This window comes from Streptomyces chattanoogensis, from assembly GCF_001294335.1.
In the GTDB taxonomy this organism is placed as follows: domain Bacteria; phylum Actinomycetota; class Actinomycetes; order Streptomycetales; family Streptomycetaceae; genus Streptomyces; species Streptomyces chattanoogensis.
On sequence record NZ_LGKG01000133.1, the window covers coordinates 69,247 to 91,950 of the forward strand.

Annotated in this window: 24 protein-coding genes; 11 read left to right on the forward strand and 13 right to left on the reverse strand. The window is 72.5% G+C overall.

Annotation, left to right across the window (positions count from 1 at the left end; genetic code table 11):
• Positions 1-5: 5 nt before the first annotated feature.
• Together ADL29_RS15635 and ADL29_RS15640 are read right to left on the reverse strand one after the other, a co-directional pair.
• On the reverse strand, positions 6-1,268 hold the full coding sequence (locus ADL29_RS15635) for an FAD-dependent oxidoreductase (protein WP_053924261.1): 1,263 nt from the start codon (positions 1,266-1,268) through the stop codon (positions 6-8).
• Between the two features lie 116 nt (positions 1,269-1,384).
• Positions 1,385-2,029, reverse strand: coding sequence for a maleylpyruvate isomerase family mycothiol-dependent enzyme (locus tag ADL29_RS15640; RefSeq protein ID WP_053924262.1), 645 nt, complete (start codon positions 2,027-2,029; stop codon positions 1,385-1,387).
• Between the two features lie 186 nt (positions 2,030-2,215).
• On the opposite strand from ADL29_RS15640, the gene ADL29_RS15645 reads away from it, so the two are divergent.
• Together ADL29_RS15645 and ADL29_RS15650 are read left to right on the forward strand one after the other, a co-directional pair.
• Positions 2,216-3,154 (forward strand): LysR family transcriptional regulator, encoded by a 939-nt coding sequence (locus ADL29_RS15645; RefSeq protein WP_053924263.1) that lies wholly within the window; start codon positions 2,216-2,218, stop codon positions 3,152-3,154.
• Positions 3,155-3,210: 56 nt separating this feature from the next.
• Entirely contained in the window at positions 3,211-4,209 is a 999-nt protein-coding gene (locus ADL29_RS15650) for a TAXI family TRAP transporter solute-binding subunit (protein ID WP_053924264.1), read from the forward strand.
• 23 nt (positions 4,210-4,232) lie between these two features.
• On the opposite strand, the gene ADL29_RS15655 is transcribed toward ADL29_RS15650, so the two are convergent.
• The 4 genes from ADL29_RS15655 to ADL29_RS15670 form a co-directional block, all read right to left on the reverse strand.
• Complete coding sequence (locus ADL29_RS15655; RefSeq protein WP_078971027.1) at positions 4,233-5,708, reverse strand: DEAD/DEAH box helicase; 1,476 nt, start codon at positions 5,706-5,708, stop codon at positions 4,233-4,235.
• A complete protein-coding gene (locus tag ADL29_RS15660) occupies positions 5,705-5,908 on the reverse strand; it encodes a cold-shock protein (RefSeq protein WP_030809389.1) in 204 nt (67 codons plus the stop codon). Before ADL29_RS15660 ends, ADL29_RS15655 begins: the two co-directional genes overlap by 4 nt.
• A 251-nt stretch (positions 5,909-6,159) precedes the next feature.
• Positions 6,160-7,575, reverse strand: coding sequence for a sensor histidine kinase (locus ADL29_RS15665; RefSeq protein WP_053924265.1), 1,416 nt, complete (start codon positions 7,573-7,575; stop codon positions 6,160-6,162).
• 16 nt (positions 7,576-7,591) lie between these two features.
• The gene (locus ADL29_RS15670) at positions 7,592-8,347 is read right to left on the reverse strand and encodes a response regulator transcription factor (protein ID WP_053924266.1); all 756 of its coding nucleotides are present in this window, start codon (positions 8,345-8,347) and stop codon (positions 7,592-7,594) included.
• A 330-nt stretch (positions 8,348-8,677) separates the two neighbouring features.
• Here ADL29_RS15670 and ADL29_RS15675 point away from each other — a divergent pair, with 330 nt between their 5' ends.
• The 8 genes from ADL29_RS15675 (at position 8,678) to ADL29_RS15705 (ending at position 15,294) form a co-directional block, all read left to right on the forward strand.
• Complete coding sequence (locus ADL29_RS15675; protein WP_053924267.1) at positions 8,678-9,463, forward strand: amino acid ABC transporter ATP-binding protein; 786 nt, start codon at positions 8,678-8,680, stop codon at positions 9,461-9,463.
• Between the two features lie 56 nt (positions 9,464-9,519).
• Positions 9,520-10,434, forward strand: a complete 915-nt coding sequence (locus tag ADL29_RS15680) for a glutamate ABC transporter substrate-binding protein (protein ID WP_046930730.1) — start codon at positions 9,520-9,522, stop codon at positions 10,432-10,434.
• A 133-nt stretch (positions 10,435-10,567) separates the two neighbouring features.
• A complete protein-coding gene (locus tag ADL29_RS15685; RefSeq protein ID WP_053924268.1) occupies positions 10,568-11,215 on the forward strand; it encodes an amino acid ABC transporter permease in 648 nt (215 codons plus the stop codon).
• A gap of 73 nt (positions 11,216-11,288) precedes the next feature.
• Positions 11,289-12,230 (forward strand): amino acid ABC transporter permease, encoded by a 942-nt coding sequence (locus ADL29_RS15690; protein WP_053924269.1) that lies wholly within the window; start codon positions 11,289-11,291, stop codon positions 12,228-12,230.
• Positions 12,231-12,432: 202 nt separating this feature from the next.
• Positions 12,433-14,187 (forward strand): FAD-dependent monooxygenase, encoded by a 1,755-nt coding sequence (locus tag ADL29_RS15695; RefSeq protein ID WP_053924270.1) that lies wholly within the window; start codon positions 12,433-12,435, stop codon positions 14,185-14,187.
• The gene (locus ADL29_RS46290; RefSeq protein ID WP_342671165.1) at positions 14,180-14,266 is read left to right on the forward strand and encodes a putative leader peptide; all 87 of its coding nucleotides are present in this window, start codon (positions 14,180-14,182) and stop codon (positions 14,264-14,266) included. The genes ADL29_RS15695 and ADL29_RS46290 overlap by 8 nt, the downstream gene beginning before the upstream one ends.
• Before the next feature lie 78 nt (positions 14,267-14,344).
• A complete protein-coding gene (locus tag ADL29_RS15700; protein ID WP_053924271.1) occupies positions 14,345-14,905 on the forward strand; it encodes a cupin domain-containing protein in 561 nt (186 codons plus the stop codon).
• Complete coding sequence (locus ADL29_RS15705) at positions 14,902-15,294, forward strand: rhodanese-like domain-containing protein (RefSeq protein WP_053924272.1); 393 nt, start codon at positions 14,902-14,904, stop codon at positions 15,292-15,294. The genes ADL29_RS15700 and ADL29_RS15705 overlap by 4 nt, the downstream gene beginning before the upstream one ends.
• A gap of 85 nt (positions 15,295-15,379) precedes the next feature.
• On the opposite strand, the gene recX is transcribed toward ADL29_RS15705, so the two are convergent.
• The 5 genes from recX to ADL29_RS15730 all read right to left on the reverse strand — a co-directional run bounded on the left by recX (position 15,380) and on the right by ADL29_RS15730 (position 20,532).
• The gene (gene recX / locus ADL29_RS15710) at positions 15,380-16,033 is read right to left on the reverse strand and encodes a recombination regulator RecX (RefSeq protein ID WP_053924273.1); all 654 of its coding nucleotides are present in this window, start codon (positions 16,031-16,033) and stop codon (positions 15,380-15,382) included.
• 6 nt (positions 16,034-16,039) lie between these two features.
• Positions 16,040-17,161: a recombinase RecA gene (gene recA, locus ADL29_RS15715; RefSeq protein WP_053924274.1), complete on the reverse strand. Its 1,122-nt coding sequence runs from the start codon at positions 17,159-17,161 to the stop codon at positions 16,040-16,042.
• Between the two features lie 190 nt (positions 17,162-17,351).
• Positions 17,352-18,902, reverse strand: a complete 1,551-nt coding sequence (locus ADL29_RS15720) for a hypothetical protein (RefSeq protein WP_053924275.1) — start codon at positions 18,900-18,902, stop codon at positions 17,352-17,354.
• A 65-nt stretch (positions 18,903-18,967) separates the two neighbouring features.
• Positions 18,968-20,215, reverse strand: coding sequence for an AI-2E family transporter (locus ADL29_RS15725; RefSeq protein WP_107094986.1), 1,248 nt, complete (start codon positions 20,213-20,215; stop codon positions 18,968-18,970).
• A gap of 122 nt (positions 20,216-20,337) precedes the next feature.
• Positions 20,338-20,532 (reverse strand): DUF3046 domain-containing protein, encoded by a 195-nt coding sequence (locus tag ADL29_RS15730; RefSeq protein WP_046925681.1) that lies wholly within the window; start codon positions 20,530-20,532, stop codon positions 20,338-20,340.
• A gap of 78 nt (positions 20,533-20,610) precedes the next feature.
• Here ADL29_RS15730 and ADL29_RS15735 point away from each other — a divergent pair, with 78 nt between their 5' ends.
• Positions 20,611-21,534 carry a hypothetical protein gene (locus ADL29_RS15735; protein WP_053924276.1) on the forward strand — a complete coding sequence of 308 codons (924 nt, stop codon included), beginning with the start codon at positions 20,611-20,613 and terminating at the stop codon, positions 21,532-21,534.
• 36 nt (positions 21,535-21,570) lie between these two features.
• On the opposite strand, the gene ADL29_RS15740 is transcribed toward ADL29_RS15735, so the two are convergent.
• Positions 21,571-21,879 carry an AzlD domain-containing protein gene (locus ADL29_RS15740; RefSeq protein WP_053924292.1) on the reverse strand — a complete coding sequence of 103 codons (309 nt, stop codon included), beginning with the start codon at positions 21,877-21,879 and terminating at the stop codon, positions 21,571-21,573.
• A gap of 5 nt (positions 21,880-21,884) precedes the next feature.
• Complete coding sequence (locus ADL29_RS15745) at positions 21,885-22,703, reverse strand: AzlC family ABC transporter permease (RefSeq protein WP_078971029.1); 819 nt, start codon at positions 22,701-22,703, stop codon at positions 21,885-21,887.
• Position 22,704 lies beyond the last annotated feature (1 nt).

The following is a 22,704-nucleotide window of genomic DNA, read 5'->3' on the forward strand; positions in this document are numbered from 1 at the left end:
GCCGCTCACCGCACCGAAGCGGCCGGCGGGCGTTCCCGTACCGCGCCATAGGCGAGGAAGTAGGCGGGCACCCGGTTCAGCCACCTCGAGGTGGTGAGCAGTTCGGCCATCCGCTTGGCCCGCCGGGGATTGCCGAAGGGCGGCTGTCCCTCCAGTACGGGTGCGATGACCCGAGCATGGGCGAACCGCTGCAGTGCCTGGGTCAGGGCCGCGGTCGGCCACCGGCGGCGCTGGATGCCGCGCACGTCCCGCAGGCCGACCGCGCCCGTGCGCAGCGGTCCGGCGAGATACCGGGCGGCGGCCACCGCGTCCTCGACGGCCAGGTTGATGCCGATGCCGAAGACCGGCGACATCGCATGCGCCGCGTCGCCGATGCACAGCAGGCCCGGGCGGTGCCAGCGCCGCAGCCGGTCGAGCCGTACGTCGAGCAGCTTCACCTCGTCCCAGGAGCCCAGCGCCTGCACCCGGTCCGCGAGCCAGGGTGCGGCGGCCGCGTAGTTGACCATGAAGGGCCCGAGACCGGCGGCGCGGCGCTCGGCATCGGTTCCCTTGGGGATCAGCGCGGCGCACTGCCAGTAGTCGCCACGGTCGATCATGGCGGCGAGAAGCCGGTCGCCGGCGCCTCCCACGAGCCCGTGCGGGTCGCCGTCGCGCCTCGGCAGCCGGAACCACCAGGCGTCCATCGGGCAGGCGAAGGTCCGCAGTCCGAGTTCGGGCAGCGACCGGGCGAGCGAGCCCCGGCCGTCGCAGGCCACGGTCAGGGTGGCCCGCAGCTCACCGGTACGTCCGTCGGCGGTGCGGTAGCGCACTCCGGCGACCCGGCCGCGCTCCTTCAGGAACGAGGTCGCCTCGGTGCTCATCCGTACGGCGAAGGACGGCTCCCGCCGGGCCTCGTCCGCCAGGAGGTCGAGGAGGTCCCATTGCGGCACCATCGCGATGTAGTTGTACGGGCCCCGCAGCGCGGCGATGTCCCCGACGGTGACCAGCGAGCCGTCCGGGCCGAGCGGCAGCTGGACGGTCCGCACCCGCCGCTGCGGCAGCCGGGCGAACCGTGCGCCCAGCCCCAGGTCGTCCAGCAGTGCCAGGGTGGAGGGGTGCACGGTGTCGCCGCGGAAGTCGCGCAGGAAGTCCCCGTGTTTCTCCAGGACCGTGACCGCCACGCCCGCCCGCGCAAGCAGCAGGGCGAGCACCATGCCGGCCGGGCCGCCGCCCACCACACAGCAGGCGGTCCGCTCCGGCGTGGCCCGGTCCTGTGTGGTCCTTTCCATCGCAACGGCTCCCTTCGGCGACGCAAGGTGACGTAGGACTCGTTCCGCCGGAGCGGGAAGAACTAACGCCGCACGGGATGCGGTGGTGCGGGCGGGCAACGGGCCCGTCGCGGCCGTCAGACGGTGAACCGTCCGCCGTGCTCCCCCCGGAGCCGCCCCGGCGGCAGCTTGCGGCCGAAGGCGACGAGCACCAGGTCCTGGGCCGCGCCGTACAGGGGCGTACCGCTGCCGAAGGACCAGTCGAGGTCGTCGGCGTGCAGGGAGACGCCGGTGAGATCGGCGCCGAAGAACCTGGTGGAGCGCGGGGTGACGGTGTCCAGGACGGCGCGCAGCCGGTCTTCGGGGACGCGGCGGTCGAGGTCCAGGGCGACCGCGATGTCCAGGCCGTGGACGACATCGTGGCCGAGCGCCAGGGCGAGTCCGCCGACCGGCGGCTTCCACGGGTGGTGCGCATTGTCCCGGAGGAAGGCGGCGAGCTCGCGCGGCGAGGCGGCGGCCGCGTCCTGGCGGGCGAGGCGGTCGGCCACCCGGTCGATGCTGCCGCGGGCCTTGAGGAGCTCCCGTGCCTGACGGGCGAACGAGTGGCGGAAGCCCATCGACATATGGGCCGCGACCTCCCGTACCCGCCATCCCGCGCACAGGCTCGGCGCGTCCCAGGCGTCGGGCGGCAGGGCGTCCAGCATGTCCGCCAGTTCCCGGCGTTCGGCGGCGATGGCGGCTTTGAGGGCCGTGGTGCTGCTGTTGTCCGTGCTGCGGACCATGGGTGGTCTCCTCCCCTGCGGTGTACGGGGCCGCTGACCGGTTCGCTGATCGGGGCCCGCCTGTCCAGGCTCCCGGCCCCGCCGGTATAAGTCCAAGAGATTGATCTTCTTGTCACCAGAACCCTTGGTTATGGGAGCCTCTGGTGAGTGACGGGGCGGCATCGGACATCGCACAAGGGAGCGCTCGTGGAACTCCGGCAGCTGCAGTACTTCGTCGCCGTGGTGGAGGAGGCCAACTTCACCCGCGCCGCGGCCCGGCTGCATCTGGCGCAGCCGGGGGTGAGCGCGCAGATCCGGCAGCTGGAGCGGGAGCTGGGGCAGCCGTTGCTGGACCGGTCCGGCGGGCGGGTGACGCCGACGGAGGCGGGCGAGGCGGTACTGCCGTATGCGCGGGCGGCGCTCGCCGCGGCCGAGGGGGTGCGGCAGACGGTGGACGAATTCACCGGCCTGCTGCGGGGGCGGGTCGCGCTCGGCATGGTCTCCGGGGCCGCCGCCGACGGATTCGATGTGGCGTCGCTGCTCGCCGACTTCCACGACACCCACCCCGGGGTCGAAATGGCCCTCACCGAGGACAACTCCGAACGGATGCTGGCGGCGCTGCGCGGCGGCGAGCTCGATATCGCGCTGATCGGGCTGGCGGACGAGCCGCCACCGGGCATCTCGGCCCAGATCGTGCTCGATGTGCCGCTGGTCGCCGCGGTCGCGGCGGACGATCCGCTCGTCGCGCCCCCGGGCCGTACGGAGCTGCCGCCGGCCGCGCTCCGCGACCGTCCGCTGATCAGCCTGCCGCGCGGCACCGGACTGCGTGCGGTCCTCGAGCGCCTCTGCGCCGCGGCGGGATTCCGGCCCCGGATCGCCTTCGAGGCGGCCTCGCCGCATCTGCTGGCGCAGCTCGCCGCGCGGGGCCTGGGCGTGGCCGTGGTGCCGGACCTGCCGGCCGACGCCGCCCGGGCCTACGGACTGCGCACGCTGCCGCTCACCGGGCGGCCCCGGCCCCGTGGCCGGATCGCGCTGGTCTGGCGCACGGAGGGGCCCGCCGGTCCCGCGGCCAGGGCCCTGCTGGACCGGCTGCGTACCGCACTCCCCGAGCGCGCCGGGCGCCACGGCCACGAGACCCGCCAATAGCACGGTTGGGTATCCGCCCCTCCCGCACACGCCCCGGTGATGGCAGGATCCCGCCCATGGTCCCCGCACTCCCTCAGTTCAGCGGCCGTCGCGCGCCCCAGGTGGCGGTCGCGGCGCTGGTCGCGCTCGCGCTGGTGGCGTGGGGGCTGCTGTCGGTCCGTGGCGAGCCCGCGCCCAGCGGAAAGGTGACGCTGGCCACCGGGGTGCCGACCGGGGTGTACGCGCGCTACGGGGAACTGCTGAGGCAGGATCTGGCGCATGACATGCCGGATGTGGATCTGCGGCTGGCGCGCAGCGAGGGGTCCATAGACAATCTGCGTCAACTGGTCAGCGGGCGCGCGGAGTTCACCATCGCGACGGCGGACGCGGTGGCCACGTACCGGGCCCGGGGCGAGCGGGGCGCGGACCGGCTGCGGGCCTGTGCGCGACTGTACGACGACTACATGCAGCTGGTGGTGCCGAAGAAGTCCGCAGTCCGCTCGGCCAAGCAGCTGCGCCGGCTGCGGGTCGGTGTCGGCTCGGACGGCTCCGGCGTCCAGCTGATCACCAAGCGGCTGCTGAAGGCGGCGGGCCTGGACTTCGCCAAGGACATCGAGCCGGTACGGGTGGGCATCGACCGGATGCCCGGGCTGCTGGAGCAGGGCAAGCTGGACGCGTTCTTCTGGTCGGGCGGGCTGCCGACCACCGCGGTGCAGCGTCTGGCGCGGCGGTTCCCCATCCGACTGGTGCAGCTCGGCGACCTGAGCGAGGCACTGCACGCGCAGGGCGAGCCCACCCGCCACTACCGGGCGGCCGTGATGCCCGCCGACGCGTATCCGACGGTGCAGAACGGGCAGGCGGTGAAGACGATCGCGGTGGCGAACCTGCTGGTGACGACGGACCGGGAGGATGCCGCAATGACCTTCGGCATGACCCGGACCGTCATCAACAGCCGGGACTGGATCGGGCGCCAGGTCCATGCCGCGCAGCGGGTGGATCTGCGGACCGCGGTGTTCACGGATCCGCTGGCGCTGCACCAGGGGGCGCGGCAGTACTACCTGTCGGTCAAGCCCTGAGGGTTCGCCGCCTGCACCGTCACCTACGCCTTCGCCGGACGCCGGGCCGGGCGGCTGCGGCGGGGGCGCCGGCGGCGGGGGCCGTTGCCGGGGGCGGACGCCGCGGGGGACGGGGCCGGTGCGGTCACCTGGACCGGGACGCCGGAGGGCGTGCGGGCGCCGGTGATCCGTATCAGGTCGGGGTCGCCGGGGCGGACCGTGGCGGTGGCGGGGGTGATCTTCGCCTGGCGCATCAGCCGGGTCATATCGCGGCGCTGGGCGGGCGTGACGAGGGTGACGACGGTGCCGGACTCGCCGGCCCGGGCGGTGCGGCCGCCGCGGTGCAGATAGTCCTTGGCCTCGGTGGGCGGGTCGACGTTGACGACGAGGTCGAGGCCGTCGATGTGGATGCCGCGGGCGGCGACGTTGGTCGCGATCAGCGCCGAGGCCTGGCCGGTGCGGAACTGCTCGAGGGTGCGGGTGCGCTGCGGCTGGGACTTGCCGCCGTGCAGCGCCGCGGCGCGCACGCCCTGGGCGAGCAGATGCTTGGTGAGGCGGTCGGCGCCGCGCTTGGTGTCCACGAACATGATCACCCGGCCCTCGCGGGCGGCGATCTCGGCGGCGGTGGCGCGCTTGTGGGTGTCGTCCACGTACAGGACGTGGTGATCCATGGTGGTGACGGTCGCGGCCGACGGGTCCACGGAGTGGGTGACCGGGTCGGTCAGGAAGCGGCGGACGAGTTTGTCGACATTGCGATCGAGGGTGGCGGAGAACAGCATCCGCTGACCGTTCGGATCAACCTTCTCCATCAGCCGGGTGACCTGCGGAAGGAAGCCCATGTCGGTCATCTGGTCGGCCTCGTCGAGGACGGTGATCGCGACGTCGCCGAGCGCGCAGGCACGGCGGTCGAGCAGATCGGCGAGCCGGCCGGGGGTGGCGACGAGGACCTCGGCGCCCTTGCGCAGCGCCTCGACCTGGCGGTTGATCGAGGTGCCGCCGACGACGGTGGTGGTGCGCAGGCCGAGGGCGGTGGCGTACGGCGCGAGGGCGTCGGTGACCTGGCCGGCGAGTTCACGGGTGGGGACGAGGACCAGGGCGAGGGGCCGCTTGCTCTGCGCCCGCTTTCCGGCCGTACGGCTGAGCAGTGCGAGGCCGAAGGCGAGGGTCTTGCCGGAGCCGGTGCGGCCGCGGCCGAGCACATCGCGGCCCGCGAGGGTCGCGGGCAGGGTGGCGGCCTGGATGGGGAACGGCTTGCTGACACCTTGCGCACGCAGCGCGGTGAGGAGGGCCGGTGCCAGCGGCAGCTCGTCGAAGGAGCCGGCGGACGGGGTGGAAGCCGCAGCGGTGGACGGCTTCGGGTCGGCGCTCGGTCGCGGTGCGGTGGCTCGTGTCACGAAAGACCCTTCAGGGGGAGGGGGGTGGGTGTCCGTGTGGGGGCGCGGTGGCGCCCGTACGGAAACGGGACGGGGCCCGCACCGGTCTGGCCGGTGCGGGCCCTGTCCGCGACGCGGATGCGTCAGGCAGGCATGATGTTCTCAGCCTGCGGGCCCTTGGGGCCCTGGGTCACGTCGAAGCTGACCTTCTGACCCTCGAGGAGCTCGCGGAAGCCCTGGGCCTGGATGTTCGAGTAGTGGGCGAAGACGTCGGGGCCGCCGCCGTCCTGCTCGATGAAGCCGAAGCCCTTTTCCGAGTTGAACCACTTCACGGTGCCGGAAGCCATGATTTTCTCCTTCACGGGGCAAACCGGAGACCGCACCGTGCGGCCTCCTTGTCGCCGAGATGATCGCCCCACACCGCAAAGGTCCCGGAAAGCTCCGGAAAACAAGGAACGCCCGGGGCTACCAGCCTCCGGGCGCACACAACGTTCATGGGTACCACAACTGCAACGTCATTAAGACTAGCACAGTCGCATCCGCCACCGGCGGATCCGTAGCGCGGCGCAGATCACGACGCCGCAGCACCGGCCACCGTTCACGGCGCGCTGCGCGGCAGAGTGACCGTGGCCTTCAGGCCGTGCGGCGGATGCGGTGCGAACGCGATCGTGGCGCCGCCCGCGGCGAGCAGGGTGCGGGTGATCGACAGGCCCAGGCCCGAGCCCGAGACGTTCTGATGGCGGCCGCTGCGCCAGAACCGGTCGCCGATCCGGGCGAGTTCGTCCTCGGTGAGGCCGGGGCCGCGGTCGGCGACGGTGACCGTCACCCGCTCGCCGTCCGCCGCGACGGCCACCGTGACCGGCTCGCCGGGCGGGGTGAACTTCAGGGCGTTGTCGACGACGGCGTCCAGGGCGCTGGAGAGCGCCACGGGGTCGGCCCAGCCGGTGACCGCACTGTGGCCCTCGTACGTCAGCCGGACACCCTTGTCGTCGGCCAGCGGGCGCCAGGAGCCGACGCGTTCGGCGGCCAGCGCGGCGATGTCGGTGAGCTGGAGGTCGGCGGCGGTGTGTTCGGCCAGGGCCAGATCGAGCAGGTCGTCCAGGACGCGGGCCAGCCGCTTGCCCTCGGTGCGCACCGAGGCGATCTCCTCGTTGCCCTCGGGGAGTTCGAGGGCCAGCAGCTCGATGCGCAGCAGCAGCGCGGCCAGCGGGTTGCGCAGCTGGTGGGAGGCGTCGGCGACGAAGGCACGCTGCTGCTCGAGGACGTCCTCGACGTTGTCGGCCATCTCGTTGAACGAGCGGGCCAGCCGGCGCAGTTCCGGCGGTCCGACGGTGGCCGCGACCCGGGCCTTCATCCGGCCGGTGGCGATGTCGTGGCTGGCCGTGTCCAGCACCCGTACGGGGCGCAGCACCCAGCCGGTGAGCCGGATGGCCGCGGCGACGGCGACGAGCATCGCCACGCCTTCCCCGGCCGCGATCAGCAGCCACCACCGCAGGATGCGTGAACGCAGCTGCCCGGTGGGCGAGTCGGTGACCACGACCGCGACCACATCGCCGTCGCGGATGACCGGCGAGGCGACCGGGATGCGGCCACCCTCGTCCCAGGGCCAGATCTGGTGCGGATCATGGCTGCGGCGCCCGGCCAGCGCCTCGCTGAAGGCCTGGGCGCCCTCGCCGCCCCGGGGCACCGCCAGGCCCGCGGGGGCCACGCACATCCGGGTGCGGTCGCGGTAGAAGACGCCGGCGCGGATGCCGTAGAGGTCGTAGTAGCGGGCGAGTTCGGTGCCGAGGGTGTCGCGCCGCTCGTCCTCGTCGGGGCTCCTGGTGGCGCTCCCGGCGTCCGGGCGGGCGGTGACGAACTGGGCGAGCGCGGCGAACCGCGCGGCGTCGTCGATCCGGTCGACGACCACCTTCTGCTGTTCCACGCCCGCGGTGATCACGGCGAGCGGGACGCCGAGCGCGAGCAGCACCCCGGCCATGAGGACGATGAGAAGGGGAAGGAGTCGGGTGCGCACGTGCTCGCGGCGGCCTTCAGGACGCCGGCGAGCCGGGGGCCGCAGCCGCGGCCGGGGCCCCGGCGGCGGGGACGACGAGGCGGTAGCCCACGCCCCGTACGGTCTCGATCAGCGCGGGCATCCGCAGCTTGGCGCGCAGCGAGGCGATGTGCACCTCCAGCGTCCGGCCGGTCCCCTCCCAGCTCGTGCGCCACACCTCGCTGATGATCTGCTCCCGGCGGAAGACCACCCCGGGGCGCTGGGCGAGCAGTGCCAGCAGATCGAATTCCTTGCGGGTGAGCGGCACCGCGGCACCGTCCACCGACACCTGGCGGGTGGGGAGTTCGACGGTGACCGCGCCGAGGTGCAGCGCCTCGTCGGGCGCGGATTCCTCGGTCTGCTGCTCGCCGCCGCCGGTGGGGGTGGTGGTGTTGCGCCGGCTGACCGCGTGGATACGGGCGAGCAGCTCACCGGTGTCGTAGGGCTTGACGACATAGTCGTCGGCGCCGAGGTTGAGGCCGTGGATGCGCGAGCGGACGTCGGACCGCGCGGTGACCATGATCACCGGGGTGGTGCTGACCTTGCGGATCCGGCCGCACACCTCGAAGCCGTCCTGGTCGGGCAGGCCGAGGTCGAGCAGTACCACCGCGAACGGTTCCGCGTCGTCGGGCAGCAGGGCCCGCAGCGCCTCTTCACCGTTGCGCGCGTGCCGGACCGTGAGACCGTGCCTGGCCAGCACCGCGGACAGGGCCGCGGCGACATGGTCATCGTCCTCGACGAGCAGCAGTCTCATCCGGCCTCCTCCTTCTTCGGTGCGTGGGTATGGGCCGGTACGTGCGGACAGGCCAAAGGGCATCTACGGCGATAGGAGGCGTCCGCGTCAAGAGGCGGCCGCCTGTGCGCCACCATCCGTTACCCAGCCGGTACGCCCGTCACGGGAACGGCACAGGAAACGGAGCGGAAACGGCCCGGGGACTCCCCGTCACGCGCGGGCGGGTGCCCCTCACGCACAGTGATTCCATGCGGCCGGATCGTTATGCTCAATTCTCCCTCAGATGTAATGACGCTGGTCGTGGCCGTCATTACTGTCCTCCCCAACCGAGGAGGACGGAGCTGTACGCCGATGAGCGAAGTATCGGTGACCAAGAACGACGGGGGGCCCGCGCCGACGGGTGACCCGCTGGTCGTGCTGGACAACGTCAACAAGCACTTCGGCGCGCTGCACGTGCTCCAGGACATCGACCTGACCATTCACCGCGGCGAGGTCGTCGTGGTGATCGGACCCTCCGGGTCCGGCAAGTCGACGCTCTGCCGCACCATCAACCGCCTGGAGACGGTCGACACCGGGTCCATCACCATCGACGGCAGACCGCTGCCGCAGGAAGGCCGGGAGCTCGCACGGCTGCGCGCCGACGTGGGCATGGTCTTCCAGTCCTTCAATCTCTTCGCGCACAAGACGGTGCTCGAGAACGTGATGCTGGGGCAGCTGAAGGTCCGCAGGAAGGACCGGAACACCGCCGCCGAGAAGGCCCGCGAACTGCTCGACCGGGTCGGCGTCGGCACCCAGGCGGACAAGTACCCCGCACAGCTGTCCGGCGGTCAGCAGCAGCGTGTGGCGATCGCCCGGGCGCTGGCGATGGACCCGAAGGTGATGCTGTTCGACGAGCCGACGTCGGCGCTGGACCCGGAGATGATCAACGAGGTGCTGGACGTCATGCAGCAGCTCGCCCGGGACGGCATGACGATGGTCGTGGTCACACACGAGATGGGCTTCGCACGCTCCGCGGCGAACCGCGTGGTCTTCATGGCGGACGGCCGCATCATCGAACAGGCCGAGCCGAACCAGTTCTTCACCAACCCGCGCAGCGACCGGGCGAAGGACTTCCTGTCAAAGATCCTTCACCACTGAGGCCGCAGTTCGGCCACGATGATTGCCAACAACTGCTGAACCAAAGGATGTTCACCATGAGGATGCGTAAGACGGCTGCGGCGGGTGCGGTGGTGCTCGCGCTGGCGGCTACGGCCACGGCGTGCGGGGGCAAGTCGGGGTCGGCAGGGGACAAGGCGGCCGCCGCCGATGTCTACAGCCACGATTACACGCCCGCCAAGAACGTGAAGCTCGACTCCGCGGTGCTGAAGGCTGCCCAGAAGAAGGGGCACATCACCATCGGCGTCAAGGCCGACCAGCCGTTCCTGGGCTTCTATGACACCGGGACGAAGAAGTACTCCGGTTTCGACATCGAGATCGCCAAGATGGTCGCGGCCGACCTGGGCTTCTCCACCAAGCAGATCACGTTCACCACGGTCGACTCCAACGCCCGCGAGACCAAGATCAGCAGTGGCGACGTCGACTTCTTCGTCGGTACCTACACGATCAACGTCGAGCGCAAGAAGCAGGTCGGCTTCGCGGGCCCGTACTACACGGCCGGCGCGGACCTCCTGGTGCGCAAGGAAGACAAGTCGATCACCGGCCCGAAGAGCCTCCGCGGCAAGAAGGTCTGCTCCATCAAGGGCTCGACCCCGCTGCAGGAGATCAAGAAGGCGCAGTACGGCACCTCCGAGACCCTGGAGCTGTCCAAGTACTCGGAGTGCGTGACCAAACTCCTCGACGGCAGCGTCAACGCGGTCACGACCGACGACGCGATCCTCAAGGGTTTCGCCGCCGAGCGTCCCGGCAAGCTCCGGGTGGTCGACCAGCCGTTCACCAAGGAGCCCTACGGCGTCGGCCTGAACAAGGACGACAAGGTCCTGCGCGAGGCGATCACCAAGGCGCTGGAGAACCACATCGCCAACGGCGACTACGAGAAGGCGTACAAGGGCACGCTCGGCAAGTCGGGCTCCAAGTTCGTCAAGCCGCAGACGCCGCTGCCGCGCGGCTGACGCCCGCCCCCGGTGACCGCGCCGCCCCGTACGCCCGCCGCGGCGGGTGTACGGGGCGCGCTGCCTTCCGGCCGTCGCGCCCCGAGCGCCCGCCCTTCCCCGCCGCCGACCTGACCGCTACCGCGGAGACCCCATGAACGTACTCCTCGATTATCTGCCCGAGTTCCGGGCCGGGTTCCTCGGAACCCTGGCGATCACCGCCGCCAGCGCGGTCATCGCCCTGGTGCTCGGCGTGCTCATAGCCGGTTTCCGGGTCTCTCCGATTCCGCCGCTGCGCGCTTTCGGTACGGCCTGGGTCACGCTGCTGCGCAACACCCCTCTGACGCTGCTCTTCCTGATCGCGTTCTTCGTCGTACCGAAGATCCTCTTCCAGGGGGCCAGCCCGTTCGTGCTGGGCATGCTGGCACTCGGCCTCTACACCTCGTCGTTCGTGTGCGAGGCGATACGGTCCGGCATCAGCACGGTGCCGGTCGGCCAGGCCGAGGCCGCGCGCAGCATCGGCCTGAGCTTCACCCAGACGCTGCGCCTGATCGTGCTGCCGCAGGCCACCCGCACCGTGCTGCCGCCGCTCAGCAGCATCTTCATCGCACTGACGAAGAACTCCGCCGTCGCGGGCGCCTTCAGCGTCACCGAGCTGTTCGGCTACGCCAAGCTCCTCAGCGACAAGGGCTACGCGATCGCCGTGATCTTCCTGTGGGTGGCCTTGGCCTATCTCCTCATCACCTTCGCCATCAGCGGTGTCTTCCGGCTGCTGGAGCGCCGGATGGGAGTCGCCCGGTGAACGGACACGGCAGCCGGAACAGCATGACGGGGGTGCCACGCGTGGGCGGGGCGGATCGAAGCGAGGTTGTGGCATGAGTGGTGCCAGCGTTCTCTACGACGTACCGGGGCCGAAGGCGAAGGTACGGAACCGCATATACAGCGTCCTGGGCGCGCTCGCGGTACTGGCCCTGATCGGGTTCATCGTGCTGCGGCTGTCCGCCAACGGCGATTTCGATCCGGCGCGATGGGACATCTTCAATTACGCGGGGGTGCGCAACAGCATCCGCGACGGTGTGCTGGCCACCCTCCAGGTCTTCGCGATCGCCGCGGTGCTCTCCCTGGCTGTGGGCGTGCTTCTCGCGGTGGCGCGGCTGTCGGACCACCGGCCCGTCCGCTGGCTGGCGACCGGGTTCATCGAGCTCTTCCGCTCCATCCCCCTGCTGATCACCATCTACGCGATCTGGGTGCTCCTCCTCAACAACCGCACGGAACTGGGGCTGTCGGACAACCAGCCGCAGTTCTGGGCGCTGGTCATCGGGCTGACGGTCTACAACGGTTCGGTGCAGGCCGAGGTGCTGCGGGCCGGCATCCTCTCCGTCCCGAAGGGGCAGCGCGAGGCCGCCTACGCGCTGGGGATGCGCAAGACGCAGGTCATGACGACCGTGCTCATCCCGCAAGCCGTCCGGGCCATGCTGCCGACCATCATCAGCCAGCTGGTGGTGACCCTCAAGGACACCTCCCTCGGCTACATCATCACCTACGAGGAGCTGCTCTACTCGACCCGGCTGCTGGCCGGCAACACCACGGTCGGCGGCGAGAACCCCTACGTCCAGGTCATCATCGTCACCGGAGCCATCTACATCGCGATGTGCCTGGCCCTCTCCGCCCTCGCCAACTGGATCGAGCGGCGCGGCCGCCGTGCCAAGACCGGCATCGGGGTGGTCGAGGCCGGTGACGTGGGCAATGCCGGCGCCCTGACGGCGGCGGTGGCTGCCGAGGCGGCGGCCGACACCACCGCCGATACGGCGAACTGACGGCGGAACACACCGGCGCCGCGACAGGCGGCCGGGACGGTACGGAGGCGGCGGCCGCTGGAGTGGGCCGCCGCCTCCATCACTTGACGCGGGGCGTCGCAGTGGGTTGCATACGCTGTGTGATCACGCACCGGGCTCCCACTGCCAGTTCTGCCAGTTCCCCCACGTCCCGTCGGCATCACGAGGCCCAGGGAGCCACGCCGTGGACCCGGTGATCGTCGTCGGGGCCGGCCCGGTCGGCCTCTGCCTCGCCCTCTCGCTCACCCGTCGCGGGGTGCCCGTCGTCGTCCTGGACGAGACCGACGGCCAGGACGACACCCGCCCGGCCCGCACCGCCGTGCTCCGCCAGGACACCGCGGCCCTCGTCGGCCGGCTCGGCTGCGGCGACACCCTCGAGAGCGAGGGCACCCGGTGGACGGCGTGGCGCACGGTGCGGCGGCGGCGCCTGCTGGAGCGGGTCGCCTTCGCCCCCCGTATCCCGGACGACGCGGCGCCCGCCGCCCTCGCCTCCCCGGTGCACCTCCCCCAGCACTCCCTCGCCCGCGCGCTGCACGCCGCGCTCGCCCGGGAGAAGCTCGCCCGGATCGTCACCGGCAGCCGGCTGACGGAACTGGAGCAGGACGAACACGGCGTCAGCGCGCACACCCGCGGCACCAACGGCACGTGGTGGCGCGGGAGTTACCTGGTCGGCTGTGACGGGCCGCGCTCGACCGTCCGCAAGCTGCTGGGGATCCGCTTCCCGGGCCGTACGGCCGTCGAACGGCATGCCGTGGCCGCGCTGCGCACCGAACTGCCCTGGCCCGGCGAGGGGCTGCTGCACCGTTCGCCGCCCCGGCACGGCGCAGGCTCCGGCGGCCCCTGCATCGAGGTAGCGGCCCGGCCGCTGCCCGACGGCGCCTGGCGGGTGGACTGGCTGCTGCCGCCCGGCCGCGAGCTGGTTACACCGGACGCCCTGGTGGCCCGGGTCCGGGACACCCTGGCGGGGTGGGCGGCGGAGCCGGGGGACGCGAGCGGGCGGTCCGCCGACCGGCCCGTCCCCCCGTACGAGCTCCTCGACACCGGCGTGCACACCGTTCACCACCGGCTGGCCCGGACCTGGCGGCAGGGCCGGGCGTTCCTCGCGGGGGATGCCGCGCATCTCCTGGGCGCGCTCGGCACCCAGGGGCTGGACGAGGGGCTGCGGGACGCCGAGAACCTCGCCTGGAAGCTGGGCCTGGCCTGGCACCACGGCGGCTCCGAGACGCTGCTGGACAGCTATCAGGACGAGCGCCGGGGCGCGGTGGCGGACCGGCTGCGCGCCGCGGACCAGGCGCTGCCGCTGCTGCGGGACGGCGGCGCGGTGCGCTGGCGGACCGTGCTGCCGGGCGCGGCGCGCGGGCAGAGCGCTCTGCTGACGGACGGCCATCTGGGGCGCGGACCGCTGGGCGCGCCGCCCGCCTATCCCCGTTCCCCGCTCGTCCCGGCCGCCGGGCAGGCGGGCACGGCGGCGGCCGGCACCCGGCCCGGGGCGCCGGTCACCGATGTGCCGGTGACCGCCGGCGACGGCTCGGTGGTCCGGCTGCGGGACCGCCTCGGGCACGGCCTCCTGGTGGTGCTGGTGGCGCCCGGCACCGGCGTCTGGGACCGGCGGCACTGGCAGTCGGCGGGGCTGATGCCGCAGCTGACCGCCGCGGTCGAGGCGTTGCCGATGGCCGCCGAGATCCTGGTCACCGAGGCCTATCCGGGCGCCGCCGCGCACACCGTCCTGGTCGTACGGCCCGATGGCCATCTGGTCACGGCACTGTCCGGCGTCCGTCCGGCCGAGCTGTCGGCGTGCGCGGACGCGGTACGGGGCGGCGGGGCGTCCGGGCGCGGGGCCGGTGCGTCCGGTGCCGGTGACGGCCGGAGCGGGGATCCGGGGGCCGGTCCGGCGGTTGACCCTGCGGGAGCCCCCGTGCTTCACTCCGAAGGTGACTGATCACGGCTCGCGTTTCTGGCGGAGGGTCCATCTGGACCTGGTCCGCTACGCGGGCTGCATGTGTCGTCCGTCTGTTTGATCCGCCTCTTCTTTCTCACGCGGCCCCGCGCTTCCCTCCGGTGGCCGCGTCTCCTCGCGATCACTCAGGACGGTTTCCGTGCCCGATGTCCCTACCCTCGCGCGCCCGCACACCCGCGGCGAGGACGCAGATCCCGACCACGACCGCGGCCCCGGCGCCGCCGAACTTCTCGACTTCGCCCGCCGCACCGCCGCGGACGCGGCACTCGTCGCCACGCTCCCCCTCGACCCCGAGGGCCGTACCTGGATCCGGCTGGACGGGCCCGGCGGCAGCGAGGCCTGGCTGATCGGCTGGCCGCCCGGCACCGGCACCGGCTGGCACGACCACGGCGGCTCGCGGGGCGCCTTCGCGACGGCCGCGGGCGAGCTGACGGAACAGTCGCTCGCCGTCCAACTGCCCACCGAGGGCTGGAAGACGCTGGAACTCGCGGATGGCGTGGACCGCGAGCGCCGGCTCCGCGACGGCCTCGGCCGGGCGTTCGGCCCGCACCATGTCCACCAGGTCCTCAACCTTTCCGAGGACACCCATGCGGTCTCGGTGCACGCCTACTATCCGCCGCTGCCCCTGATGCGGCGCTACAGCCGCACCGGACCGGTACTGCGGCTGGAAGAGGTCGAGCGCCCGGAGGTGTGGACATGACCGCCGTCGACGCACTTCTCGCGCAGGCCCGCGCCGTACTGCGGCGGGTGGGCCCCGAGGAGGCCGCGGCCGTCCAGGAGGCGGGCGGGCTACTGGTGGACATCCGGTACGCGGCGCTGCGCGAGCGCGACGGCACCGTCCCCGGCGCCCTGGTCGTGGAACGCAATGAGCTCGAATGGCGCCTGGACCCGACGGGCGACCACCGCGCCCCCGAGGTGATGCACCATGATCTGAGCACGCTTCCGGTCGTGGTGATCTGCAACGAGGGCTATGCGTCCAGCCTCGCGGCGTTCTCCCTGCGGCAGTTGGGGCTGCGCGGGGCGACCGACCTGACGGGCGGTTTCCAGGCCTGGCGGGCGGCGGGGCTGCCCGTTGCCCGCGGGACCTGAGGCCCCGCCGGAACGCCCCGCCGGCGAACCGGCTCCGCCCCCTGCGCCGGTCACCCGGCCGACCGCACCTCCGGCGCTCCTCGGGTCACATCTCCGGCAGCTGCTGCTCCAGCAGCTCCGGGTCCTCCCCCTCCTCCTCCAGGGCCCGGCGGACCACCCGGAGGGCGAGCCCTTCCGCATAGCCCTTACGGGCCAGCATCCCGGCCAGGCGGCGCAGGCGTTTGTCGCGGTCCAGGCCCCTGGTCGACCGGAGTTTGCGGTCGACCAGCTCCCGGGCGGTGGACTCCTCCTGCTCGGAGTCGAGACGGCCGACGGCCTCGTCGATCAGGGCGGAGTCCACCCCCTTGGTGCGCAGCTCGCGGGCGAGGGCGCGGCGGGCCAGGCCGCGGCCGTGGTGGCGGGACTCCACCCAGGCACCGGCGAACGCCGCGTCGTCGATCAGACCGACGTCCTCGAACCGGGAGAGCACCTCCTCCGCGGCCTCCTCGGGGATGCCTCGCCGGCGCAGGGCGTCCCCGAGCTGTTTGCGGGTACGCGGGCTCCCGGTGAGCAGGCGCAGGCATATCGCCCGTGCCTGCTCCTCGGGAGTACGCGGCGGTTCCGTCCCGGCCCTCGACGAGGCGGAACCGCCGCTGTCCTTGCGGCCCCTGCGGCCCGGGCCTCCGATACGGGTCTCGGCGTCACCTGCGGCGCTGACGGTGTCGTCCTCGCCGCCCGGCCATTCCGTTCGCCGTGTCATGACGGGTCAGCTCTTGGCCGCGGCGGCCTTGGACCCCTTGGCGGCCTTGGTCGCGGGTGCCGCGGCGGGGGCGGGGGCGCCGGCTGCCGCGTCCGCGGCCTCAGCGCCGGGCTCGGCCGCCGGGTCCTGCGGCTTCACGCCGATACCCAGCTTCTCCTTGATCTTCTTCTCGATCTCATTGGCGAGATCCGGGTTGTCCTTGAGGAAGTTGCGGGCGTTCTCCTTGCCCTGGCCGAGCTGGTCGCCCTCGTAGGTGTACCAGGCACCGGACTTGCGGATGAAGCCGTGCTCCACACCCATGTCGATCAGGCCGCCCTCGCGGCTGATGCCCTGGCCGTAGAGGATGTCGAACTCCGCCTGCTTGAACGGCGGGGAGACCTTGTTCTTGACGACCTTGACGCGGGTGCGGTTGCCGACCGCCTCGGTGCCGTCCTTGAGGGTCTCGATGCGGCGGATGTCCAGGCGCACCGAGGCGTAGAACTTCAGCGCGCGGCCACCGGTCGTGGTCTCCGGCGAGCCGAACATCACGCCGATCTTCTCGCGGAGCTGGTTGATGAAGATCGCGGTGGTCTTGGACTGGTTGAGCGCGCTGGTGATCTTGCGCAGGGCCTGGCTCATCAGCCGGGCCTGGAGGCCGACGTGGGAGTCACCCATCTCGCCCTCGATCTCGGCCCGCGGCACCAGGGCGGCCACGGAGTCGATCACGATGAGGTCGAGCGCACCGGAGCGGACCAGCATGTCCACGATTTCCAGCGCCTGCTCGCCGTTGTCGGGCTGGGACAGGATCAGGGCGTCGGTGTCGACGCCGAGCTTCTTGGCGTACTCGGGGTCGAGCGCGTGCTCGGCGTCGATGAACGCGACGGAGCCGCCGGCCTTCTGGGCGTTCGCGACGGCGTGCAGGGTCAGGGTCGTCTTACCGGAGGACTCCGGGCCGTAGACCTCGATGACCCGGCCGCGGGGGAGGCCGCCGACGCCGAGCGCGACGTCGAGCGCGGTGGAGCCGGTGGGGATGACCTCGATGGGTTCCTTCGAGCGCTCTCCCATGCGCATCACGGCGCCCTTGCCGAATTGCCGTTCAATCTGTGCGAGCGCGGCGTCCAGCGCCTTCTCGCGGTCGGTGCCTGCCATGGGTTCCACCCGGTTTGCTTGAGTCGATCGCTTCACGTCCATGACGCTAACGCCTGCCACTGACAATGCGCCCGGACCCGGCTCCAGCCTGTGGATAACTCCGCGGAAAGCCGCCGGATCACGGACTGGAGCCCCCATAAGAATGGATGTTCGAATTTGGTGTCAAGCGCGACGCCCGGGGGCGAACGCCTCACCCCACGGGCACGGTGGCGCCGGGTGCTCCGCTCGGCGCGAGCACCAGCCTCGACATCACCGCGAGCGGCAACGACGGGTTGGCCGCCGCCGCTTCCGCCACCTGGCTGTCGGCGTCGGCGAGCAGCTCCTCGATGACCGGCGGCGGCAGGGCGGGGTGGCCCGCGGCGATGCCTCTCGCCCGCTTGTCCGCCAGGCAGGCGAGCAGCGACGCGGCCGTCGCATTGGGGTGCCGGGCGATCTCGCGGAGCGCCTTGCGCACCGGCGGTTCGTGCCGGGCCAGGTCCTCCAGCAGCGCCGGCGGCGCATCCGGGTTGGCCGCCACCTTGGCGACGACCGCAACCGAGTGCCGGTCGACCATGGCGCGCAGCCGGGCTTCGGTGAGGCCCGGGTGCGGCGCGATGGACTTGACCACTTTCGCGTCGGGGTCGGCGGCCAGCGCGTCGCGGATCCGGGGCGGCAGATCGCGTCGTTCGGCCAGGAGCATCCGCACGGCCGCATCCGGCGACCCGGCCAGCTCCTCGGCCTCGGCGGGCGAGGCGGCGGCGATCCGCGGCAGCAGGGTCGCGCCGATCCTGGTGGTGCCGGCCAGGCGGGCGAGCACGTCGAGCGGCACCTGCGGGTTGTGGGCGAGCATGCGCCGCACGTCGTCCGCACGGTCGGTGGCCAGCGCGCGGATCGTGGCGTCATCGATCGCGGGGTTGCCGGCGAGGTCGGCCCGGACACCGGGCACGGGATCGCCGGCGAGCCGTTCCGCCGCCTCCGGCGGGAGGTCGGGACGGGCGGCGAGCTGCCAGCGCAGCAGCATCGAGGGGTGACCGGCGAACCCGGCGGCGGCTTCGGCGGGTGTGGCCGGGTTCCCCAGCGCCATGTGCTGTATCTCGTGCACGGTGGACTGGTGGGAGCCGTCACAGGCGGCACCCGCCCGGAGATCGCAGTCGGTCCGCGGGCAGTGCGGATCATGCACGAACGGCGTCTCTTCGCGGTCGCAGACCAGGCAGCGCAGTGCCTCAGGCAGCCCCTCGCCCGTGAGCAGCATCGCCAGTACGTCCGGTGGTGCCGCCTCGTTGGCCGCCACCGCACGGCGGACCTCGGCATGCGGATGGCGCGCGAGCCGGGCGGCCGTCTCCGGCGTCGTCCACAACGCGAGCTCGGCGACGACCCGTACGTCCGGATCGGCGGCGAGTGTCTCCACGACGTCGGGCGGCAGACCGGGGCAGGCCGCCAGCCTCTCCCGGCGCCCGACGGCCGGATCCGCCGCGAGCAGGCGTGCCCACTCCGGGCGGCCGGCACCCCTGTCGAGCAGGGCGAACGCGGCGTCCGGCTGCGTGACGGGATCGATGTCGGCGGCGGTCAGCCGGCCCTCGTACACAAGCCGGGCGGCGGTCTCCGCCACCCGCGCGGACAGCGCGAGCGCCTGCGCACGGCTGAGGTCCTCGCGCGTGGCGAGGACCTCGCCGATGTCCTCGTCCGCGATTGCTGTCAGCCGGTCGACCAGCTCGGCCGGCAGGGCGGGATTGGCGGCGAGGCCGCACGGGAGAGGGTCCACGGGGTCATCCTGCCCCGGCCATGATCGGTCGGCCCGTGGATTTCGGTGCCGGCCCGGTCCGCCGCTCAGCCCTCACCGGACGCGTCCTGCGCGGGGGCCGGCGGCCGGTCGCGGTCGCTGTGGAGGGTGCGGCGGACGCGGGCGAGGGCCCTGGCGCCGCGGGTGCGGCCGGCCCTGCCGTGGACACGGGGGTCGTCGGTGACCTCGTAGCGCTTGACGTAGGCGCCCAGGAACGCCTGCAGCGTGGCGGTGGCCGGGATGGCGATCAGGGCGCCGACCGCGCCCATAAGGGCCGTGCCCGCGACGACCGAGCCGAAGGCGACGGCCGGGTGGATGTCCACGGTCTTGGCGGTGATCCGGGGCTGGAGGAGGTAGTTCTCGAACTGCTGGTAGACCACGACGAAGCCGAAGACCCACACCGCGTACCAGGGGTTGACCGTGAAGGCGATCAGGATGGGCAGCGCGCCCGCCAGATAGGTGCCGATGGTCGGTATGAACTGCGAGATCAGCCCGACCCACATGCCCAGCGCCGGGGCGTAGGGCACGCCCAGGATCTCCAGCAGGACGTAGTGCGCGATGCCGGAGATCAGCGCCATCAGCCCGCGCGAGTAGAGATAGCCGCCGGTCTTGGTGACCGCGATCTCCCAGGCCCGCAGCACCTCTGTCTGGCGCCGCGGCGGCAGGACGGAGCACAGCGCACGGCGCAGCCGGGGGCCGTCCGCGGCGAAGTAGAACGAGAACAGCGCCACCGACAGGAAGTTGAACAGGCTGCCCAGCACCGTCGCGGAGACCGCGAGGACGTTGTTGGCGCTGTCCTGGACGTACTTCTGCAGCCAGTCGGACCGGAGCAGGTTGTTCTGCACCTCGACCCGCGAGAGGTGGGAGTGGAAGGTGCTGTTCAGCCAGCTGATGAGGGAGTCCAGATACTGCGGGAACTCCTCCACCATCGTCGCTATCTGGCCGGCGAGCATGGAGCCGAGCAGAGTGAAGAACCCGGCCGCGCCGACGAGGATGCCGAGGAAGACCGCGCCGGTGGCCACCCCGCGCCGCACACCGCGGGCCGCCATCCAGTCGACGGCCGGCTCGATGGCCAGCGCGAGGAAGAACGCGATCAGAATGTTCAGCAGCAGCGTGATCAGCTGGTGGAAGCCCCAGGTGGCGAGCTGGAAGCAGGCCACCAGGGCGAGCGCGAGCACCATGGCGCGCGGCAGCCAGCGCGGCATCCGCGCACCGGACCGGTCGTCGGGCCGGTCGTGGGGCCGGTCGTCGCGGCTCGGTTCGTCGTTGCTGGTGATCTTATCTGTCGCGGGCACCCAGCCAGTGTGGCCTACGGCACCGACATCCCCGGCCCGGCCCCGCACATCCGTGCACCGCCGGTCAGGACCGGTGGCCGCGCCCCGTCCGCCGCGGGTGGCTCACCGTTCGTCCCAGCGGGTCACTGCTTGTCGTAGGGGACGTCCATCGTCGCGCAGACCACCCGCCACACCTCTTTGGCGCTCCATCCCGCGTCCAGCGCCTCATGGACGGTCCGTCCGCCGAGGCCGGACATCACATGGTCGCGCGCGAAGGAATCGGCGTACGCCGCTCCGAAGTGATCCGCCATCCGCTGCCAGAAAACCGTCAACCGCATGCCGTTCAGTATCCCGCCCTGGGAGGGCAGCCGGGCACGACCGGTGCCGCCGGGGGATTTCGGCCCTACGGTCGGGCCATGGCCGAAAACGTGAGCCCACCGCCGACCCCTCTGGCGCGCGCCGAGCGCTTCATCTGGCTGACCGCCCGGGTACTGGAGCAGCGGCTCTTCGAGTACCACTTCCTCGGCGGCGGGGCGGACGCGGTGCTGACCGCGCTCGCCGCGTACCGCAATGACGACGACGGCTACGGGCATGCGCTGGAGCCCGATCTGCGCGGCCCGGTCAGCCAGCCGCTGCACACCGCGCACGCCCTGAAGGTGCTGCATCGCATCGGGCGCTGCGACGGCCGCCAGGTGGAACGGATCTGCCGCTATCTGACGCGGATCTCGACCCCGGAGGGCGCGCTGCCCGCGCTGCACCCCTCGCTGCGCGGGTATCCGGCGGCGCCCTGGATCCCGGTGACCGACGATCCGCCGAGTGCCCTGCTGTCCACCGGCCCGGTGGTGGGCGTGCTGCACCGCAACGAGGTGTGGCACGCCTGGCTGTTCCGGGCCACGGACTACTGCTGGGCCGCGGTGGAGTCCCTGGAGCGGACCCATCCGTACGAGGTGGAGGCGGCGGTCGCCTTCCTGGACGGCGCTCCGGACCGGCCTCGGGCGGCCGCGGCGGCACAGCGGCTGGGCCGGGTCGTACGGGATCAGGGGCTGGTGCTGCTGGACCCGGAGCGGGCGGCGGAGGTCCCGGTGGCGCCGGGGTACGCCCCCGGGGAGCACCACCTGGCGTACGACTTCGCGCCGTCGCCGGACTCGCTGGCCCGTCAGTGGTTCAGCGACGCGGAGCTGGACCGGTCGCTGGACCACCTCGCCGCGCTCCAGTGGGAGGACGGCGGCTGGCCCATCACCTGGCGGGCGTGGGCACCGGGGACGGCGCTGGAGGGCCGCCCGATGGTGACGCTGGAAGCCCTGCTGACCCTGCGGGCGTACGGGCGTCGCATCGGCTGAACCCGGCGGGCCTCCCGGCGGTGGCCGCCCTCCAGGTCACCCTCCCAGGGCCCGCACCCCGGCGGCGACCGCCACGGCGACGGCGACCACCAGGAGGAACGGCGCCCGCAGCACGAGCGCGAGGGCCGCGGCGGCCACTCCGGCGGCCCTGGCGTCGAGCATCAGGTCCTGGCCTTCGCCGAAGGTCTGCTGGGCGGTGAGCGCGGCGAGCAGGGCCACCGGGAGCAGCGCGGCCAGCCGCTTGACGAGCGGGCGCTCCAGGATGCCGGCGGGTGCCGCCAGGCCGAGGTACTTGACCAGATAGCACCCGACGGCGGTGACGCCGATCGCGATCCAGGTGTGCAGAGGGTTCATCGCGGGTCCTCCTGGGCGTCGGAGCGGTGTGCGGTCCCGGTGGCGTTCCCGCCCCGTCCCCGGTCAGGGCGCCGCTGGTCGAGCCGCCCCTGGACGAACAGGACGGCGGGGGCGGCGAGCGCCGACAGGAGCACCGGTACGCCGGCGGGCAGGACCGGCAGCGTCACCAGGACCAGCACCACCGCGAGGCCCGCGGCCGCCCGCTCGACGGTGGTGGTGAGCATCGGCGCGAGCAGCGCCAGGAAGACGGCGGGGCCGGCCGCGTCCAGCCCCCAGGCCTTGGTGTCGCCGAGCGCCTCGGCCCCGAGGGCGCCGCCGAGCGTGGTGAGGTTCCACAGGACGTACAGGCTCAGCCCGGTGACGGTGAAGCCCAGGCGCGCGGTGCGCCGGTCGGGCTGGGCCATGGTGACGGCGGCGGTCTCGTCGATGACCCAGTGGGCGGCGAACGGCCGGACGGAGGCCCGGTAGCCCAGGAGGGCGGACAGCCGCAGCCCGTAGAAGGCGTTGCGGACGCCCAGGAAGAACGCGCCGGCGGCCGCGGTGAGCGGGTTGCCGCCCGCGGCGAGCGCGCCCACCAGGGCGAACTGCGAGGCGCCGGTGAACACCAGGAGGCTGAGCGCGCAGGTCTGCAGGACGCCGAGCCCGGCGCCGGCCGAGGTCACGCCGAAGGCGAAGCCGGAGAGGCCGACCGCGACGCCGACGCCCAGCGCGTCCCGGATGACGGCGGAGTCCGGTGGGGCCGCAGGGCCCGGTGCGGCGGGGCGGGCATCGGGTGCGGCCCGCTCCGGGGTGGGTATCTGTGTCTGTTCTGGCACG

Coding starts and splice junctions, on each gene's coding strand:
- ADL29_RS15635 (WP_053924261.1), bottom strand. CDS start 1,268: ATGGAAAGGACCACACAGGACCGGGCCACGCCGGAGCGGACCGCCTGC.
- ADL29_RS15660 (WP_030809389.1), bottom strand. CDS start 5,908: ATGGCTTCCGGCACCGTGAAGTGGTTCAACTCGGAAAAGGGCTTCGGC.
- ADL29_RS15675 (WP_053924267.1), top strand. CDS start 8,678: ATGAGCGAAGTATCGGTGACCAAGAACGACGGGGGGCCCGCGCCGACG.
- ADL29_RS15735 (WP_053924276.1), top strand. CDS start 20,611: ATGGCCGAAAACGTGAGCCCACCGCCGACCCCTCTGGCGCGCGCCGAG.
- recA (WP_053924274.1), bottom strand. CDS start 17,161: ATGGCAGGCACCGACCGCGAGAAGGCGCTGGACGCCGCGCTCGCACAG.
- ADL29_RS15730 (WP_046925681.1), bottom strand. CDS start 20,532: ATGCGGTTGACGGTTTTCTGGCAGCGGATGGCGGATCACTTCGGAGCG.
- ADL29_RS15650 (WP_053924264.1), top strand. CDS start 3,211: ATGGTCCCCGCACTCCCTCAGTTCAGCGGCCGTCGCGCGCCCCAGGTG.
- recX (WP_053924273.1), bottom strand. CDS start 16,033: ATGACACGGCGAACGGAATGGCCGGGCGGCGAGGACGACACCGTCAGC.
- ADL29_RS15705 (WP_053924272.1), top strand. CDS start 14,902: ATGACCGCCGTCGACGCACTTCTCGCGCAGGCCCGCGCCGTACTGCGG.
- ADL29_RS15685 (WP_053924268.1), top strand. CDS start 10,568: ATGAACGTACTCCTCGATTATCTGCCCGAGTTCCGGGCCGGGTTCCTC.
- ADL29_RS15690 (WP_053924269.1), top strand. CDS start 11,289: ATGAGTGGTGCCAGCGTTCTCTACGACGTACCGGGGCCGAAGGCGAAG.
- ADL29_RS15640 (WP_053924262.1), bottom strand. CDS start 2,029: ATGGTCCGCAGCACGGACAACAGCAGCACCACGGCCCTCAAAGCCGCC.
- ADL29_RS15680 (WP_046930730.1), top strand. CDS start 9,520: ATGAGGATGCGTAAGACGGCTGCGGCGGGTGCGGTGGTGCTCGCGCTG.
- ADL29_RS15670 (WP_053924266.1), bottom strand. CDS start 8,347: ATGAGACTGCTGCTCGTCGAGGACGATGACCATGTCGCCGCGGCCCTG.